This is a genomic window from Paenibacillus sp. JQZ6Y-1 (assembly GCF_040719145.1).
GTDB lineage: Bacteria > Bacillota > Bacilli > Paenibacillales > Paenibacillaceae > Saccharibacillus > Saccharibacillus kandeliae.
Genome location: NZ_JBFDUZ010000001.1, coordinates 2538444 through 2555266 on the forward strand (window position 1 = coordinate 2538444; position 16823 = coordinate 2555266).

General features: G+C 48.7%; 16 protein-coding genes. 3 read left to right on the plus strand and 13 right to left on the minus strand.

Annotated elements, in window-relative coordinates:
- Positions 1–121 precede the first annotated feature (121 nt).
- Entirely contained in the window at positions 122–1513 is a 1392-nt protein-coding gene (gene pdxR, locus ABXR35_RS10835; protein WP_367059422.1) for a MocR-like pyridoxine biosynthesis transcription factor PdxR, read from the plus strand.
- Positions 1514–1606: 93 nt separating this feature from the next.
- Here the strand turns inward: pdxR and ABXR35_RS10840 are convergent, their stop codons facing one another.
- The 12 genes from ABXR35_RS10840 to ABXR35_RS10895 all read right to left on the minus strand — a co-directional run bounded on the left by ABXR35_RS10840 (position 1607) and on the right by ABXR35_RS10895 (position 13829).
- Positions 1607–2323 carry a GntR family transcriptional regulator gene (locus tag ABXR35_RS10840; RefSeq protein WP_367059425.1) on the minus strand — a complete coding sequence of 239 codons (717 nt, stop codon included), beginning with the start codon at positions 2321–2323 and terminating at the stop codon, positions 1607–1609.
- Positions 2324–2345: 22 nt separating this feature from the next.
- Positions 2346–3395 carry a sugar kinase gene (locus ABXR35_RS10845; RefSeq protein ID WP_367059428.1) on the minus strand — a complete coding sequence of 350 codons (1050 nt, stop codon included), beginning with the start codon at positions 3393–3395 and terminating at the stop codon, positions 2346–2348.
- Entirely contained in the window at positions 3388–4128 is a 741-nt protein-coding gene (gene dagF / locus ABXR35_RS10850; protein WP_367061350.1) for a 2-dehydro-3-deoxy-phosphogluconate aldolase, read from the minus strand. The genes ABXR35_RS10845 and dagF overlap by 8 nt, the downstream gene beginning before the upstream one ends.
- Before the next feature lie 81 nt (positions 4129–4209).
- Positions 4210–5316, minus strand: coding sequence for a DgaE family pyridoxal phosphate-dependent ammonia lyase (locus ABXR35_RS10855; RefSeq protein ID WP_367059431.1), 1107 nt, complete (start codon positions 5314–5316; stop codon positions 4210–4212).
- A complete protein-coding gene (locus tag ABXR35_RS10860) occupies positions 5294–6400 on the minus strand; it encodes an amidohydrolase/deacetylase family metallohydrolase (RefSeq protein ID WP_367061353.1) in 1107 nt (368 codons plus the stop codon). The genes ABXR35_RS10855 and ABXR35_RS10860 overlap by 23 nt, the downstream gene beginning before the upstream one ends.
- Before the next feature lie 330 nt (positions 6401–6730).
- Entirely contained in the window at positions 6731–7162 is a 432-nt protein-coding gene (locus ABXR35_RS10865) for a peptidylprolyl isomerase (protein ID WP_367059434.1), read from the minus strand.
- A 255-nt stretch (positions 7163–7417) separates the two neighbouring features.
- The gene (lysA, locus tag ABXR35_RS10870; protein ID WP_367059437.1) at positions 7418–8752 is read right to left on the minus strand and encodes a diaminopimelate decarboxylase; all 1335 of its coding nucleotides are present in this window, start codon (positions 8750–8752) and stop codon (positions 7418–7420) included.
- 817 nt (positions 8753–9569) lie between these two features.
- Complete coding sequence (locus ABXR35_RS10875) at positions 9570–10913, minus strand: TldD/PmbA family protein (protein WP_367059440.1); 1344 nt, start codon at positions 10911–10913, stop codon at positions 9570–9572.
- A gap of 3 nt (positions 10914–10916) precedes the next feature.
- Positions 10917–12305, minus strand: a complete 1389-nt coding sequence (locus ABXR35_RS10880) for a TldD/PmbA family protein (RefSeq protein WP_367059443.1) — start codon at positions 12303–12305, stop codon at positions 10917–10919.
- Positions 12306–12539: 234 nt separating this feature from the next.
- Positions 12540–13001 (minus strand): DMT family transporter, encoded by a 462-nt coding sequence (locus tag ABXR35_RS10885; RefSeq protein ID WP_367059446.1) that lies wholly within the window; start codon positions 12999–13001, stop codon positions 12540–12542.
- Between the two features lie 11 nt (positions 13002–13012).
- Complete coding sequence (locus tag ABXR35_RS10890; RefSeq protein WP_367059448.1) at positions 13013–13447, minus strand: DMT family transporter; 435 nt, start codon at positions 13445–13447, stop codon at positions 13013–13015.
- 67 nt (positions 13448–13514) lie between these two features.
- Positions 13515–13829 (minus strand): ArsR/SmtB family transcription factor, encoded by a 315-nt coding sequence (locus ABXR35_RS10895; RefSeq protein WP_367059451.1) that lies wholly within the window; start codon positions 13827–13829, stop codon positions 13515–13517.
- Between the two features lie 219 nt (positions 13830–14048).
- Between ABXR35_RS10895 and ABXR35_RS10900 the strand changes: the two genes are divergently transcribed.
- Positions 14049–15551, plus strand: coding sequence for a M14 family zinc carboxypeptidase (locus tag ABXR35_RS10900; protein WP_367059454.1), 1503 nt, complete (start codon positions 14049–14051; stop codon positions 15549–15551).
- Between the two features lie 230 nt (positions 15552–15781).
- Here the strand turns inward: ABXR35_RS10900 and ABXR35_RS10905 are convergent, their stop codons facing one another.
- On the minus strand, positions 15782–16291 hold the full coding sequence (locus ABXR35_RS10905) for a YbaK/EbsC family protein (protein ID WP_367059457.1): 510 nt from the start codon (positions 16289–16291) through the stop codon (positions 15782–15784).
- Between the two features lie 230 nt (positions 16292–16521).
- Between ABXR35_RS10905 and ABXR35_RS10910 the strand changes: the two genes are divergently transcribed.
- Positions 16522–16791: an ACT domain-containing protein gene (locus ABXR35_RS10910; protein WP_367059460.1), complete on the plus strand. Its 270-nt coding sequence runs from the start codon at positions 16522–16524 to the stop codon at positions 16789–16791.
- Positions 16792–16823 lie beyond the last annotated feature (32 nt).

Here is a 16823-nt window from a genome sequence, read left to right on the forward strand (position 1 = left end):
CTATACACTACAATGATTACATTCACTATAAACGGTAACTGGCATCGTCAAAATGGTCAGATTGCTACAAAAAAAGCAGTCCAGTTATATAGAACGCCAAGGACAGGAGCATCCAAGTACGATGGACCTTACTTTTTTTCTAGATCGAGAACATGCTACTCCGCTCTACCAACAACTCTATACTGCTTTGAAGGATCATATGCACGAAGGCAGATTGGAGAGGCAAGCACGTCTTCCTTCCAAACGAATGCTAGCTGCACACCTATCCGTCAGTCAAACGACCGTAGAACGCGCGTATGATCAGCTGGAAGCGGAAGGTTATATTGTTAGCAAACCTCGCAGTGGTCGATTTGTCGATTACGATGCTTCCAATGAGCTACAGATGTCGGTGGACGCGGTCACAAGCCGTACTGTAGCACCATCTTCCAATGAAGCGATGATTGATTTTCATTATGGCAGTACGGATACGGTTGCTTTTCCGCATACGGTTTGGAGAAGAAGTCTGCTGCATAGTCTAGATCAGTACGGACAGCGTCTATACCAAACCGGACAGCCTACAGGTGAGCCGGAACTACGAGAGCTGATTGCAGATTATGTCTATCAGGCGAGACAGATTCGTTGCTCCCCCGAGCAGATCATCATTGCAGCAGGTACGCCGATTTTGTTGCAATGGATGGGGCATTTGTTTGGTGCTACCACCTCTATCGGATATGAGCATCCGGGTTCGGCGCGCTCGCGGGACATTTTCGCTAACAATCATTGGAGTCTCCTTCCTATTCCGCTGGATCGGGAAGGCATCACGATCCATCCTTTACAGCAGCAGTGCCCTCAACTGGTTTATGTTACGCCTTCTCACCAGTTTCCTCTCGGAACGGTGATGACTATCAATCGCCGTATTCAGCTGTTGCAATGGGCTGTTGATACAGGGGCTTATATTATCGAGGATGATTATGACAGCGAGTTTCGTTATAGCGGCAAGCCTATTCCTGCCTTAAAGGGATTGGATCGACATGATCGAGTAGTGTATACAGGTACATTTTCCAAATCGGTGCTACCATCGCTACGGATCAGTTATATGATCTTGCCAGAATCGTTATTGACGCAGGGCAAGCAGATCGCTTCTCTGTATAAACAGACAGTAGCAAGCCATCTACAACTGGCACTGGCGGATTTTATGCAAAATGGTAGCTTTCAAAAGCATATCAATCGTATGCGTAAATGGTATGGCAAGAAGCGGTTGGTTTTGCTGGAAGCTATCCAGAGTCAATGGGGAGATCGTGTGACGATACGCAGTACCGATTCAGGGCTTCATGTGCTACTGGATATTCATTCTGACTTCACGGAGCAACAGCTGATTGATCGTGCAGCGCTGTATGGTGTGGTTGTGTATCCGGCATCGGTCTTCTATGAATACGATTCTCCCTCTCATACGATTATGCTTGGATTCTCCGGCATGTCGGATGAGGATATTCGTAGAGGTGTTCACTTGCTTGGAGAGGCATGGAATCTGTAAAATTGTCAGATCCCAGATAACAAAACAAAGACGACGACAGGAACCTTGATTCATGTCGTCGTCTTTGTCATTTGATTGTGTTACTCGTGTAGATTATACGTCGTAATTCACTAGATAATGCTGCAAGCTCGTATTGTAAAAGCCTTGGCTGTACTCTACCAGATTGCCGTCAATATCGTACGAATAACGCAGCCGCTCTAGCATGACGCTGTACGGCTCTACTTGCAGCAGCTTCGCCGTGTCCTCATTGGCGGACGATACGGTAAAACTATCGCGGAAATGATGCAGCTCGATGCCGTATTCCTCGATCAGATCATACAGCGATTGCAGCGATAGCCCTTCCAGCGACAACGTTTGTGGGAAGACGGGGGCTAGATAGTGCACATAATGAATATACGGCTGCTCGTCCAGCCAGTATAGCCGTTCCACCTTCAGACAACGTGAGCCAAAGCGCTGATACAGCGTGTTGTCCGCCTCGTTACTCACCCATGAGGTGTGCAATAGCTGCTTGCGAATCTGGTGTCCATTTTCGACCAGCAGCTCGGTAAACCGTTTGCCCTTGGACAATTTGGATAATGACGTATTGCGGATGACCGTAGTGCCGACACCGCTGCGCTTCTCCACATAGCCTTCCTGTGCCAGCTCCTGCACCGCATTACGAACAGTCATTTTGCTGACACCGAATTCGTTCTCCAACTGTGGCTCTGATGGAATAGTCGTTCCCAGCGGATAGACACCGTGCATGATGCGGTCTTTGATAATTTTTTTGATTTGTAAATAAAGTGGTCCTTTTTTACGCGTAATGGACATGGATGTCCTGCCTTTCCGCCCGTTACCTGTCCACATCCCTGTACATATCCGCCATCGCCTGCCTAATCTCCGTTTCGGTAGACAACGGGGTATCGCCAGTAACTGTATGCGCCAGCATCGCTGCAGCTGCGGCAAAATCTACCGTTTGCTGCGGCATCCAGTCACTCAGCTCGCCATGAATAATGCCTGATGTGTACGCATCACCTGCACCAATCCGGTCATGCACGGGGAATGTCAGACTTTCAGAAAAAGTAAACGAGCCATTCTTATACATGTAGCCCTGTAACGAGTGCATATGGTTGCTCAGAATCGCACGATGCGTTCCAGCAATTACAGGAATATCATACTGTGCAGCTACCTGCGGAATCAATTGTTTTAATTGTAGCTGTCGTTCCCCACTCTCACAGGGCATACCGAGAATGCCCATTGCATCCCGTTCATTCATCATAACAATATCTGCCATATAAAGCATCTTCTGATAATGAGGACGAGCAAATTCATAACTGTCTGCTCCCCACAGGGATGGGCGGAAGTTGCAGTCAAAGACCACTTGATTGCCTTGTTGCTTTACGGTTTGTGCAAGCTGTAGCATCTGCTGCCGAACAGTATCATTCATCGCCAGCGTAATACCGCAGAAGTGCATCAGCTTGATTGTGCCAGCGATTGCTTCCACATCGTAAGCGTCTGCTGGCGATGTGTTAAAGCTGCTGCCCAATCGATCATTATACGTCACTCGGCTCTGGCGCGACCCAAAACCATTTTCCAAAAAGTACATGCCCAGATGCTTACCGTCACGGCGAATTAGCGAAGTGGAAATGCCAAGTCGCCGCAGATACGCGATTGCTGCTTCCCCTAGTGGTGTCGGCGGCAACGTAGATACTAAATACCCATCATGCCCAAACCGTGTGACCGCAGAGGCAATATTCACACCTGTACCGGAAAAGGAATAGCGCAGCTCATTGCCTTGCGCCAGCGTCTCCACGCCCGGCACCTGTAAGCGCATCATGACTTCGCCAAATGCTCCGACCTTGTGACTTGGTGTTGCCGAAATATCATTCGGCTGTTCAGGCATAGGCATCCACCAGCTTTTTCAGCTTGCTCATTAGCGTCTCCACATCCTGCACACGGGTATTGCCATCACTGTCAATGATGGATGAATACACATGCGGAATGACCTGTGGAACACCGGCTTCCAGTGCAATCTGAACAATCTGCTCAAAGTTATCAAGGTCGATACCGCCCGTCGGTTCCAGTGCAAAATTCGCTTCTGCACATGCCTTCACGACAGCGCGATATTCCTCTTCCAGCTGCAATCCTTTCATTGGAAAATACTTAATCGCATTCCCACCCATATCGCGAATAAGGGCAATTGCCGCTTCAATCGGCACAATAGCTGGTTCCGCCGCCGCACTGAATGGACCAGTTGAGATATTCACATAGCCCGGTTTGCCGCTTGGTGAGACCAGACTGTTAATCCAGCTGTCTCGATTGCCCAGCTTGGCGCGTGTTCGTCCAACGGCGGGGAACACCTGATTGATATGCGTACCGCCATACTGCGAAGCAATCTCAGCTACCACCGCTGCCTGTCGATTATCGCCTGCACCGAGACCGATGGATACGGCATCCTCGATTTCGCTACCGTATTCACGCATCGCGGTAATGGCTGTCTGTGCATCTGGATAGCTTTTGGACAGGACACCAACCAGCACATGCCCTTCTGCGGCTGCAAATACGTCCTTCGCATTCTCGATACTATCAGCAAGTACATTGAGGGCTGCACGACCACGGTATAGGCGCTTTGCCATAGCTGGGAATACACTCTGCTCCGAAGCAGTGGATGGTACTGCTGCATTGCCTTTTGCGGAAGATGTGGATGGATTCATGGATTAACCTCCTATAATTTCGCGTAAACGGCTGGCAATCATCTGTAGATCGTCACCCAACAGTGGACGCGGATCAATATCGAAAAACCCCTGACGTACTCCATAATCGCGTGTATAAATGGCAATATCGCCTTCACGCAAACGGTCGTTCACCTGAATGGCATCAAGTCCAACGATGGACTTGTCGATATGCATTCTGCCTCGGAAAATAGCGCGTCCCGCTTCATCCTGCACAATCACTACTTTTACACCCGGCAATTCATCGGATAGCGGCATCAACACGTCTTGCAGCGCTTGCTTTTCCGCTTCGCTATTGTCTGGCTTATCGCTGTATTCATCTAGCGCTTGTAGCAGACCGAATGTGGTTTCCTTACCGACCTTCATACTGCGACCAATCCCGTGCAGATGTACCTTTAGCCATTCGATATATTGTCGTTTACCGGCGACGATACCGGATGAAGGACCTTCTATTGCTTTGGAGCCGCTGAAAATCACAAGATCAGAGTACGGAATAAATGCTTGCAAATCCTCCTCTGCGGCGGCGTCGATGATCAGCGGAAGGTTATTACGCTGTGCGACTTCCCATGCTTCCTGATAAGAGATCATATTCTTCTGCACACTATGGTGCGACTTTACATATAGAATGGCGGCTGTCTGCTCCGAGATTGCTTCTTCCAAATGCAGTGCCTTGCCTTCATTCGCATAGCCCACCTCGGTAATACGTCCGCCACCCAGATAGACCATCGTCTCTACTGGTGCGCCATACTGAACATTATGCCCCTTGAACAGCAAAATCTCGTTGCGAAGCAGTGGCTCCTGATGCAGCCGCATACTGCGCCGATGATCACCCTGCGTCACCATCGCTGCTACCGACAAGGCGATTCCGCTCGATGCAGAATTGACAACAACAGCCGCTTCCGAGCCAATCACACCAGCAATACGGTCGCCTGCCTTATTGACCAGATCAGCGATTTCGACATAGCTCTGTCCACCGATCTTCATCGCTTCCATAATGGTATCCGTCGGCGCCGAGACGCCGAGTATGCTCATGCGTCCGCTGGCATTGATAACACGCTTCAATCCATATTTAGCATGCAAAGAATGTTCCATCTTTTACCACTCCTCTGGCTGTAATCCGTTGCTGACTCTCGCGCTGCTGTCCATCTGAATCCGTTAATATCGTCGTTGTCTGATCTATCGAAAAAAGGGTCAAATCCGCTGGTTGCCCCACTTCCAGCACTGCCAGCTCCGGTCGACGCAGCCATTGTGCCGCTGTTGTCGTCACCGCGTTCACAATCTGCTCCAGCTCATAACCGAGCAACAAAAACTTGCTGAGTACGTTGGACATATTATACACCGGACCGTCCAGACGATTGCCACGATAAATGTCGGTGCTGATCGTTTGCAGCGCAATACCAGCCCGACGAGCCTGCTCGGCTACTTGAAACGAAAAGCTTGCCGAGCCATGCCCCACATCCAGATGTACCCCGCGTTCCAGTGCTGCCAGCAATTCTGGCAAGGGCTGCCCATCATCGTCAAACAAATTGTTGTCCTTGCCATTCAGATAGTGGGTGATCACATCACCGTCTGCCAACAGATGCAGCACATCGCGAATATCCGGTGGACCAGAGCCGATATGCACCATCAATGGCAGCTGCAATCGCTCGGACAATTGACGCGCTCGGCGTAGCGGCTCCAAACCACTCTCCTTGACGACACTAGAGCTAATCCGTGCCTTCAAGCCGATGATCTGTGAGCTGTATCTTTCCGCCGCCTGTGCTGCCAGCTCCTCATCAATCCATTCCAATTGCGATAATTCATCTGTACGTCGCAGCCCGATTTTGGAAATGTTCAGAAACGCAAGCAATGAGGTCTGAGCTGTCTGCCCCTTTTCCAACAATATCCCAATCTCGTCTGCACCGCAGCTGCCCGCATCTACAATCGTCGTTACGCCATGCTGGATACCAATCTCATCCATATCGTCCCCATACGGCGACAATTCAGCATACGCATGCACATGCAAGTCAATCCATCCAGTCGATACATACCAACCGTGGCAATTCACAATATGTAGGTTGTTGCCATCTGCTGCCTGCTTCTCTTGTTCAGCCAATGACGCTTCCAGAGATTCATATGGCATAATCGATGTGACCACACCATTATCCAATCGAATATTAACTAGACGTTGATCCAGCAATCGCGCTTGTTGCAGCAGTAGTGATGAGGCAGAGTGATATGATTTCGATGAGATGATGTGGGAGGATGTAGAGCCAGAGGGCAAATATTCTCCTTTTTGTTGCTGTGCATTTGAAGAGTGCTGCAAACGTTCCACCTCCTGTTGGTCATGGTGAATGGCTACATTTTGATTTCTTGGTATTACCATACCACATTCTGCTATACATTTAAACATAACGTTATAATGTTTTGAATAAAAAAATACCGGACATGTGAGTGTCCGGTATTTTTCATCCTCATTGCTGCATGATCCTGTTACAGGTAGGCAGCTTTCTGAGTAGATATTGGATTATGCTTCAACGATCTCAACGGATTCCATTTTCTCGCGACCTTGGAATGCGTCCACATACTCCATACCTTTTACCACTTTACCGAAAACGGTATGTTGACCGTCCAGATGTGGTTGTGGTTGGTAGCAGATGTAGAATTGGCTTCCGCCTGTGTTACGGCCAGCGTGAGCCATAGCCAGTGTACCGCGCTCGTGTTTGTTCGGGTTGATTTCGCAGTTGATTGTGTAGCCAGGACCGCCAGTACCTGTACCGTTCGGGCAACCACCTTGTGCTACGAAGCCTGGGATAACACGGTGGAAAACAAGACCATTGTAGAAGCCATCGTTTGCCAGTTTTTCAAAGTTTGCTACGGTGTTAGGCGCGTCTTGTTCGAACAGATCGATAACAACCTCGCCGCCATTTTCCAATTTTACTTTTGCTTGTTTCGTCATGAATAATCTATCTCCTCTCATTGTTAAGCATGATCCTCATGCCATATCGTATATCCTCATATCCCGCGTTCCTATCGCCACACCGTTATTCCATTTACCGAGATAAATGAGGCTGCCTGTTCATTGAACATACAGCAACAGGTGAACGGATAAACACAGGATGCCGTACCCGCAGACATGACAGTCCTCGGCACAGCACCCTATCAGTGTACTATGAAATTCCAGTTTACGCAAAGGATATGCAAATGCTGCAATTTAGCTGCGCGCTGTTACTGACGCACGCAGACGTGCAGGCACAACATCTTTGCGGGTAATATCTGCAAAGCTTTCCCGTTCGACGATCAGATCGCTCTGCCCGTCCTTCACCAGTACCACTGCCGGACGGCGGATACGATTGTAGTTGCTTGCCATCGAATAATTGTATGCACCTGTGCAAGGAACCGCCAGCAAATCACCCGCAATTGGCTCTGCCAGCTCAATATCCCAGATAAGCATATCGCCGCTCTCACAGCATTTACCAGCAATCGATACGAGTTCAGACGGCTCATCATTCACTCGGTTGGCGAGCAGTGCTTCATACTTAGCATCATACAGCGCTGGACGCGGATTATCGGTCATTCCGCCATCCACGGAAACGTACTTGCGTACGCCCGGAATGTCTTTGCTCGTGCCAATCGTATACAACGTCGTTCCCGCATCGCCAACAATACTGCGACCTGGTTCGATCCAGATTTGCGGCAATTCACCTTCTAGACCTTCAAACTGCTGCTTCACCGCATTCGCAATTGCTTCTACATACGTATGTGCTGCTAGTGGGCTATCCTCTTCGGTATAACGGATACCAAAGCCGCCGCCCAGATTGATGACTTTAAAGGTTACGCCAGCTTCCTGCTGCAATTGACGGGCAAAGTCCGCGACCCGCTGTGCTGCTACTTCAAAGCCATCTACTTCAAAAATCTGCGATCCAATATGCGAATGCAGTCCCAACAGTTCCACATGTGGCAATTGATGCGCATGCTTCACCGCTTCCTCTGCGGAGCCGTTACCGATGTCAAAGCCGAATTTGGAATCTTCTTGTCCCGTGGAGATAAATTCATGCGTATGAGCTTCCACGCCTGGCGTCACGCGCAGCAGAATCGCAGGCTTCAGCCCTTTTGCCGCTGCGATGGCATTCAGCATTTGCAGCTCGATGAAGTTATCTACGACGAAGCAGCCAATGTTGGCATCGAGCGCCATTTCCAGTTCATCTGGTGTTTTGTTGTTGCCATGAAAATGAATCCGTGCTGCTGGGAAGCCTGCTTCCAGCGCAGTGTGCAATTCGCCCTCAGACACAACGTCTAGCGATAACCCTTCCTCTTCGACGATGCGGCAAATTGCCATCGTGCAAAAGGCTTTGCTGGCGTAAGCAACCTGAAACTGCATACCAGTGGCGCGGAATGCGTCCATGTATTCGCGGCAGCGCTGACGAATCAGCTGCTCGTCCATAATATATAAAGGCGTGCCGTACTGCTCTTTCAATTCGAGTGTATCACAGCCGCCAATCTGTAAATGTCCTTGTTCGTTAATCGTGCTCGTTCCGTGTAAATACATCGTTGTCCTCCGTTCATTTGCTGTCGACTGATGTGATGGCAGGCGCAACGTGCTGTTGGGTGCTGTATCACAATGTAAGGTCAGTATAGATTTGTTATGCGATGTTCAGAATGGATTAATGTGCTGAACATTTGTATTTTGTGAGTTGGTGTGGGTGTTGATGGTATTGCAGGATGTTGGCTGGTGTTATTGTAACATGGAATGGGTTAGCATGGTTAAATATGCTATTGGTTGTATGTTTATACTTGGATGATTGGGAAGTGCATCAAACTCTTCGGGAAGGGATTTTTTGATTAGAGTTATTAGTTATTTACTACGCAATATAACCTATCCAAATTCAGAGTGCTTTTTCATATATGCAGTTCTGCAACTCTGTAATAGGATAACGCTATTTACTTACTCATATCATATATCGTCTTTGTTATTTTAAAATTAAATTTATTATAGGTATGGATGAATGTACTACTTAGTGGATCGATATATGTATTAGCTTGCTGAGGTCATAAGATAGGCGATTTAGAAGGTGGTCAGGTGTGAGATGGTAAAGGTTTATTGAGGGAATAAAAGATTGGTCAATGACAGCTTGAAGTGAATGGGGCGCGTAAGATGAACATCATTTGCCATGGTAGCAGGATGGATGGGAGTATACGTTATGGAGCTTGTTCTATGCTTGGTTTGGATATTGCCGGTGTACACTTGGTTGGTTATGAGCGGCTTAGCTTGACTCATTGGAAGAAGTGTACACCAGCTGTTGTAAGATGTGATGTTGCTGAATTATCTATTTACATGTTATAAGGTCAGTTTATCGATTGGATCGTTAGCTTCCTGAGATCGACAACGAGCCAATTTTTAGTGATGGTGAGGTGCAACTCCCGGTGAAGCGTAGGTCGCTGCCTAGTTCCTCTACGTCATTTAGCAGCTCGTAAAAGTTGCCGGAGACGGTGATCTGATTGACGGGACGGGCAATGGTACCATTCTCGATCAGGTAACCGAGACAGGCGAGTGAGAAGTTGCCGCTGGTTGGATCGGTACCAGCATGCATCCCTTGCAGTTCGGTGATCAGTACACCTTTATCGATGGAAGCGATCAATTCATCCAGATTGCGAGTCCCTGGCTGAAGATACAGATTGTGATACGAGATGCCCAGCTTGCCTTTGTAGCCGCCTTTGGAAGCATTGGCTGTGGTAGACAGTCCAGCTTTGGCGGCGGTTTTACGGTTGTGTAGGAAGGTCTTGAGCACCCCATTTTGAATTAAGGTATGCGGGCTGGCAGCTACTCCTTCCGCGTCAAACATTGTCGTACCCGGTACATGCTCCATTAACGGATCATCGATCAGGGTAATATTGCTACCTGCGATGGATTGCTCCAATTTGCCCACCAGACTGGAAAAGCCCTTCTCAACCTGTTCAGCGGAAAAGGCACTCGTATGCGCAGACAGTAGCGCCGACGCAGCATCCTCACGCAAAATGACCGGATAATTGTCGGATGGCACGGGAGTCGCACCCAGCTTGGATACGACCTCGTGTACCGCCTTGGCGGCAACATCTTCGATGGAAATATCGTCAAAGTCACGTAGGTCGTAGTCAAACCAGCCACCGCTGACCGTTTCGCTATCCGCTCCAGCAAGCACATACACGCTCACGCTACCAACACTGTCTCGCTGATGGCAATGCAGCCCTTTGCTGTTCGCGATCAGCAGCTCATGCTCGCGCACGCTGGCGGAGCTTTGACGCACCATCGTAATGCGTTCGTCACGATCAAGTACAAGCTGCTCCAAACGGGTAGCAGCGGCGATCAGCGTTTCTGGAGAGGTCTGAATGATGGATTCGGAGTATGTGTTCAGCTGTGGATAGGAGACGGAACCAGCGAACAGATCGCTATCGTCGGCAATTTCCAATATGCCTGCATTGCCAGCCGCTTCATCCAATAGAAAAGGAATGCTGTCCGCAGCGATCTTTTCGGTAGAGGCATAGCCCATCTGACCATTGATCAGTCCGCGGAAAGACAGCCCTTGCGTCTCGGCAACACGGTAGCTGTCCACCTCGCCCTTGCGTACAACAGCTGCGGTAGAACGGCTTGCGGAGTAGTATACTTCCATTTCTGTATATCCATACACCTTACCCTGATCAAATAAATGCTGCTGAAAATCCGTAATATTCATCTCTTACTCCCCCTTTCTGCCGCCGATGGTCATTTCGGATACGCGCAATGTTGGCTGTCCACAATTGACTGGCAGACTGCCGCTAACGGAACCGCACATACCTGGACCATGATCCAGATTGCCGCCGACCATATCGATTTTTTGCAGTGTATCAATGCCTTTGCCGATCAGCGTTGCCCCTTTGACAGGTTCAGCGATCTTACCGTTACGGATAATATAAGCTTCATTAATAGCAAAGTTAAAATCACTCGTAGCCGTATTGACCGATCCGCCACCAAGCGAACGCGCATAAATACCGTATTCCGTGTTGGCGATCATCTCCTCGCGGCTGGAATCTCCCTCGGCGATAAAGGTATTGTTCATACGCGATGCTGGGGCAAAACGGTACGATTGCCGTCTACCTGAACCTGTCGGTGCCATATTCATTCGGCGTGAACCGACGCGATCGATCAGATAGCCTTTAAGAATACCGTTCTCAATCAGCACATTGCGCTGGGTTTTCATGCCCTCATCATCAATATTAAGCGATCCCCAAGCGTTCGGGATGGTTCCATCATCAATGGCGGTCACGAGCGGCGAAGCGATCTGCTGACCGAGCTTGCCTGCGAAGACAGATGCGTTCACACCAACGGCTGTTGATTCCAGTCCATGTCCACAAGCTTCATGGAACAGCACACCGCCAAAGCCATTTTCGATCACCACGGGTACTTTGCCGCTTGGTGCATAGTCGGCTTTGACCATCGTAGCAGCGATGCGACTGGCTTCGCGTGCCTCAGCTTCGATATCCAATCCCTCTATAAATTCGAGTCCAGCATGTGCACCCGGTCCGCGGAATCCAGTCTGACGCTGGTTGCCATCTACGGCAACGGCGTTTAGGCGCAGACGTGTATACGTGCGGGTATCCTCCGCCCACAATCCTTCGGAATTGGCGATCAGCACCTGCTGCTGCCAGTTTAGAATGCCGACCGATGTTTGCTGAATCAACGGGTCCGCTGCCTTGAGCGCTTCATGCGCACGCCGTAATATATCCACCTTACGTGCATTTTGCGCAGCCGATGGCGGCTGTAACACCGGATGGCGATTCTCGACCTGCAAACGGTCAAAATTCAATACAATATCGCTCTTGGCACCTTTCAATGCGCCAGCTGCCTTACGTGCGGTCTGAATCAGATTCTGTTCGCTCAGATCACTTGTATACGCGTATACGGAAAATACGCCCTGTAAAATGCGGATTCCGATGCCGTAATCCCGCCCAGACAGCGCGCGTTCTACCACGCCGCCGATCATGCCCAGATCGCGGTCAATCCGGTCCTCGACAAATACTTCTGCAAAATCGCCGCCCGTTTCCAGCGCAGCTTGCAGTATGTTTTCTACCAGTGCAGGTTGAAGCATCAGATTCCCTCCAGTCGTTAATGTTGCCAATATTCATGAAGATGATAATATCTGCAATGTGTAATAGCGTTATTGCATTGGTAAACGATAAGCTTCTGTATATTGTAGCATTTTACATCGTCTCATCCTAATCGTATGCCACATGCCTTTTGTCGCCGCGCAAGCGGGAAGAACCGAATAGATTGCTTCCAAGTATTGTTCTTTCATCGCCTCTTATCGCAGTAGTAATGATCTTTAGGCTGTAGTTGTAGCGTCTGCCTTTTTCTCACGGAATACGAAGTAGAGTGCAATCAGCATCAGCACCACGCCGATCAGTCGTTTCCAGCCAAACGGTACAATCGCACTTTCAAACCAGCCGAATTGGTCAATCGCCATACTGGCAACCAATTGCCCCACGATCACAGAAATAACCGCTGCCGTTACGCCGATTTTCGGAACTGCCAGCACCATCAGGGATAGGTAAATAACCCCGAAGATCGCACACAGCAGCTGCCAGCGTGGAACCTCATGTAGATTTAGAATATTGCCCTGCCCGAAAAAGTTAACGACAATCGTCAAAACGATGGCTCCGGTGAAAAAAGTGAAAAAGGCACTCTCAATCGTGCCAATCTGTCGACCCAGTGTACCGTTAACAGCCGACTGAATACTCAGTCCAATTCCCGCTAACAGCGGTAAAATCATTAAAAATAAACTCATGCTTCCGCCTCCTATAAAATCAAGATAAATGATACCGCCAGCAGCACAACCGCCGCTAACCGATTTGCGTTCAATGGAATCTTCTCTACACCAAGCCATCCAAAATGCTCAATCAGAATGCTCATTATAATCTGCCCGACAATGACAGCTGTGACCGACACGCCCACTCCAATCAGCGTCACGCTAATAACGAGCAGTCCCAAATACACAACTCCCAGTAGCCCCCCAGTCAAATTCCAGCGAGGTACAGTAAAAATCTGCTTGAGATTCCCTTTACCGAAAAAGAGTGTTACCAGAAAGGTAGCCATCGCTCCGATAATAAAAATGTAATACGTACTCTCCAGCTCGCCGATATGCTCGCCAAGCGCCCCGCCAATAGCGGCTTCAATACTTAGCGACATCCCCGCAATCACAGCTGCGGCATAGATCAACAGTTTGGTCATCATGTCCACTCCTTTATATTTATATATCGAGAATATTCGATATAGACAACCGAAAAAGAACCTGACCCGGTCAGATTTCCTGATCGAGAAACCGGGCCAATTGCTTAATAGTATCTTCATTCCGCCGATAATACGTCCATTGTCCGTAACGAACGGCTTCCAGCAGCCCTGCCTTCTGCATCATGGACAGATAATGCGATACGGTTGACTGAGACAGATTCACCTTGTCCTGAATATCACCCACACATACACCGCCCTTGATACTAACCTCCTTCGGCAGATGCGCTTGTTGTTTGGGAAAATGCTGCTCAGGTTCTTTCAACCATTGCAAAATCTGAAGACGCGTCCGATTGGACAGTGCTTTAAACATATCGATTTCCGTCATGAGACACAGTGTATATCGAATAAGTTCGATATGTCAAATCCTTCATGCCACATTGATAGGCAAAATAGGAATATGTACTGGATCATGTTCCAGATCAATGGCTAAATAAATCATCTGTACCGACAAATTCCGATACCTCAATACGACTGGACTTGCTATACTGGGACAAAGCATTGCGCTTGGTGGCATTGACAACCTTATATCGACAGGAGGATTCTTTTGAAAAAGATTGTATTTGCCTTGCTAGGTCTGCTATTGCTGCTGACCTCCATCCCTATGTCTGCTGCCCAAGCGGCGAGCAGCCAGATTGTGGATTCTACCGCCACCTATACATATGCACGCATGACTCGAGACATCCAGTCACTCGCAAAACAGTATCCTGATGTGATCCAGTACAAGTCCATCGGCAAAACCAAATATGGTCGTGATATTTGGGCAGTCAGTCTGGGACATGGACAAGCGACCGTATTCATTAATGGCTCGCATCATGCGCGGGAATGGCTAACCACTACCCTCAATATGACCATGATCGAGCAATACGCTGCTGCGTATACCGCCAATCGTACCTTTGAAGGATACAATGTGCGCAGTATTCTAGACAAAACGAAAATTTGGTTTGTACCGATGGTCAATCCAGATGGTGTGACGCTACAGCAGCTCGGCTTGAGTCAATTTCCCGCCTCGATTCATCAGGCGCTCATTCGTATGAATGGTGGTAGCACCAATTTTAAGCGCTGGAAAGCCAATCTCCAAGGTATCGACCCGAATCGTCAGTATGATTCATATTGGGCGACATTAGAAGCGAATGTGGCATATCCGTTCTGGCGTAATCATAAGGGAACTGCTCCAGTGCAAACGTTGGAAAACAAGGCGATCGTGAATTTCACATACGAGATCGACCCAGAAATCGCTGTTTCCTATCATTCCGCTGGGCGTATTCTGTATTGGAGCTTCCATACGCTAGCCGCGAATCTGCCGCGCGACAAGCGCCTAGCGAATATATTCCGCCAGTTTACTGGGTATCAGCTGATGCCACAGCGCAGCGATTCCTCTGGTGGTGGATATACAGATTGGTTTATCACAACCTTTAAGCGTCCTGCCTTCACGCCGGAGATTGGGATCAAAAATGGGGAGACAAATTTGTCGGTATCCGTTTTCCCCGAAGAATGGCGCCGCAATAAGAAAATCGGTCTTTGGATTGCACAGGAAGGCTATACATTATGGGCGAAGAAACATCCGAATCCGGTCATTCCGCTGAAGGTACTCATCGACGGGCAGGAACCGACAAGCGAAACGCAGGCGTTCCTGCGTAATGGCATCAATTATGTCGCATACAAACCACTGCTGAAGCAATATGGCTTTAACGCGTTCTGGGATCAGACAACCAAGACGGTTACCGCAACCTCTAGCGCATCCGGTACGATCAGCTTCACGATGGGCAGCAAATATGCACGCGTGAATGGCAAGGTTGTCACCATGGGCGGCGCGCCAATCATGACGGATAATGTTATCTATGTACCTGCACGCCTGATCAGTCAGGCAACAGGCGCAGCACTGGAAGTAGACAGCAAATCTAGCGAAATCCGCTTTACCAGCCCTGCTCCAACGGAACCGGTGATCCCACCAACCGAATCGGAGCAACCACCGGAAGCGGAACAACCTCCAGCGGATGCTCCTGCCACATCGCCTAGTGTAGAAGATTCCACATATGGCGAATCCTGATGACAGGACTCAGATGGTATACACCAATCGTTCTTGCGTATCTCATTCTGGATGAATACACGTTTATGACAATGGACATGATACGTAACAACTGAGGAATAAATACAAAAAGCAGCTTCTACCGATTCATACGTAGAAGCTGCTTTTATATGTATCCTGTCTATAAGGAGAAGGATTTTGTTTACCAGATAGCTAGCGCTGTCTAGGGTATTCCATCCATATCCCCGATCTCAACCCGTACTTTCAACTTCAGCACCAGCATCTTCTTCCTGCCAGCCTTTGCACACATCCAACCATCCTTTGGAACCAGCAAATCGCTCTAACTCTGGCAAGGTCAATTCAATCGCAGAATTGCTGCTGCCACAGGCAGGAAAGACGGTATCAAATCGTTTCAAAGACTCATCCATATACACGTCCAATGGATTCGCCAATCCAAAAGGGCATACGCCGCCAACTGCATGACCAGTTTGCTCCAATACTTCCTCCGCAGTCAGCATACGCGGCTTGAGGTGAAGCGCGGCACGAAACTTTTTGTTGTCGATCTTGGCATCGCCTGCTGCGACAATTAGTACCGCTAATTCCCCTTCACCGCGAAACGAGATCGTTTTGGCAATACGCGCTGGAATCACGCCGATTGTATCCGCAGCCTCCTGTACTGTAGCACTGGATGTCTCAAACTCCTTTACATCCTGCTCCCGCCCCCATTGCCGGAAATGCTCTTTTACCTGTTCAATCGCCATAATTCTATTTGCCTCCCATCTGTCTATCTGTATGTTTGTCCATCTTAGGAACATATACTAAAACAATCTCTCATGCCCGTCAAATGAGGTTGAACGATTGTCAAACGTCTGACATAATAACGATAGCTCGCCAAACGGGTACAGTAACGCGGTGTCGGAGAAAAGAAAATAGACATACCGATATCCCCCGTCGGCGCTGCATATTATGCTATAAGGAGAGGTTGTTGGTTATGAAAGGAATCATTACTGTACTTGGAAAAGACAAGGTTGGCATTATCGCTGGCGTATGTACATATTTGGCTGAACAAAACGTGAATATTCTAGATATTTCACAAACGATTGTTCAAGATTACTTTAACATGATGATGATTGTCGACGCATCCGTTGCCCGCAAAGCCTTTGAAGAATTGGTTGAGGATTTGCAGCAACTCGGTGTTGAGATTGGCGTCGAGATCAAGCTACAGCATGAGGATATTTTCAGCACGATGCACCGTATTTAATCAAGGGCGTATATCATTCATCAAGCAACTAT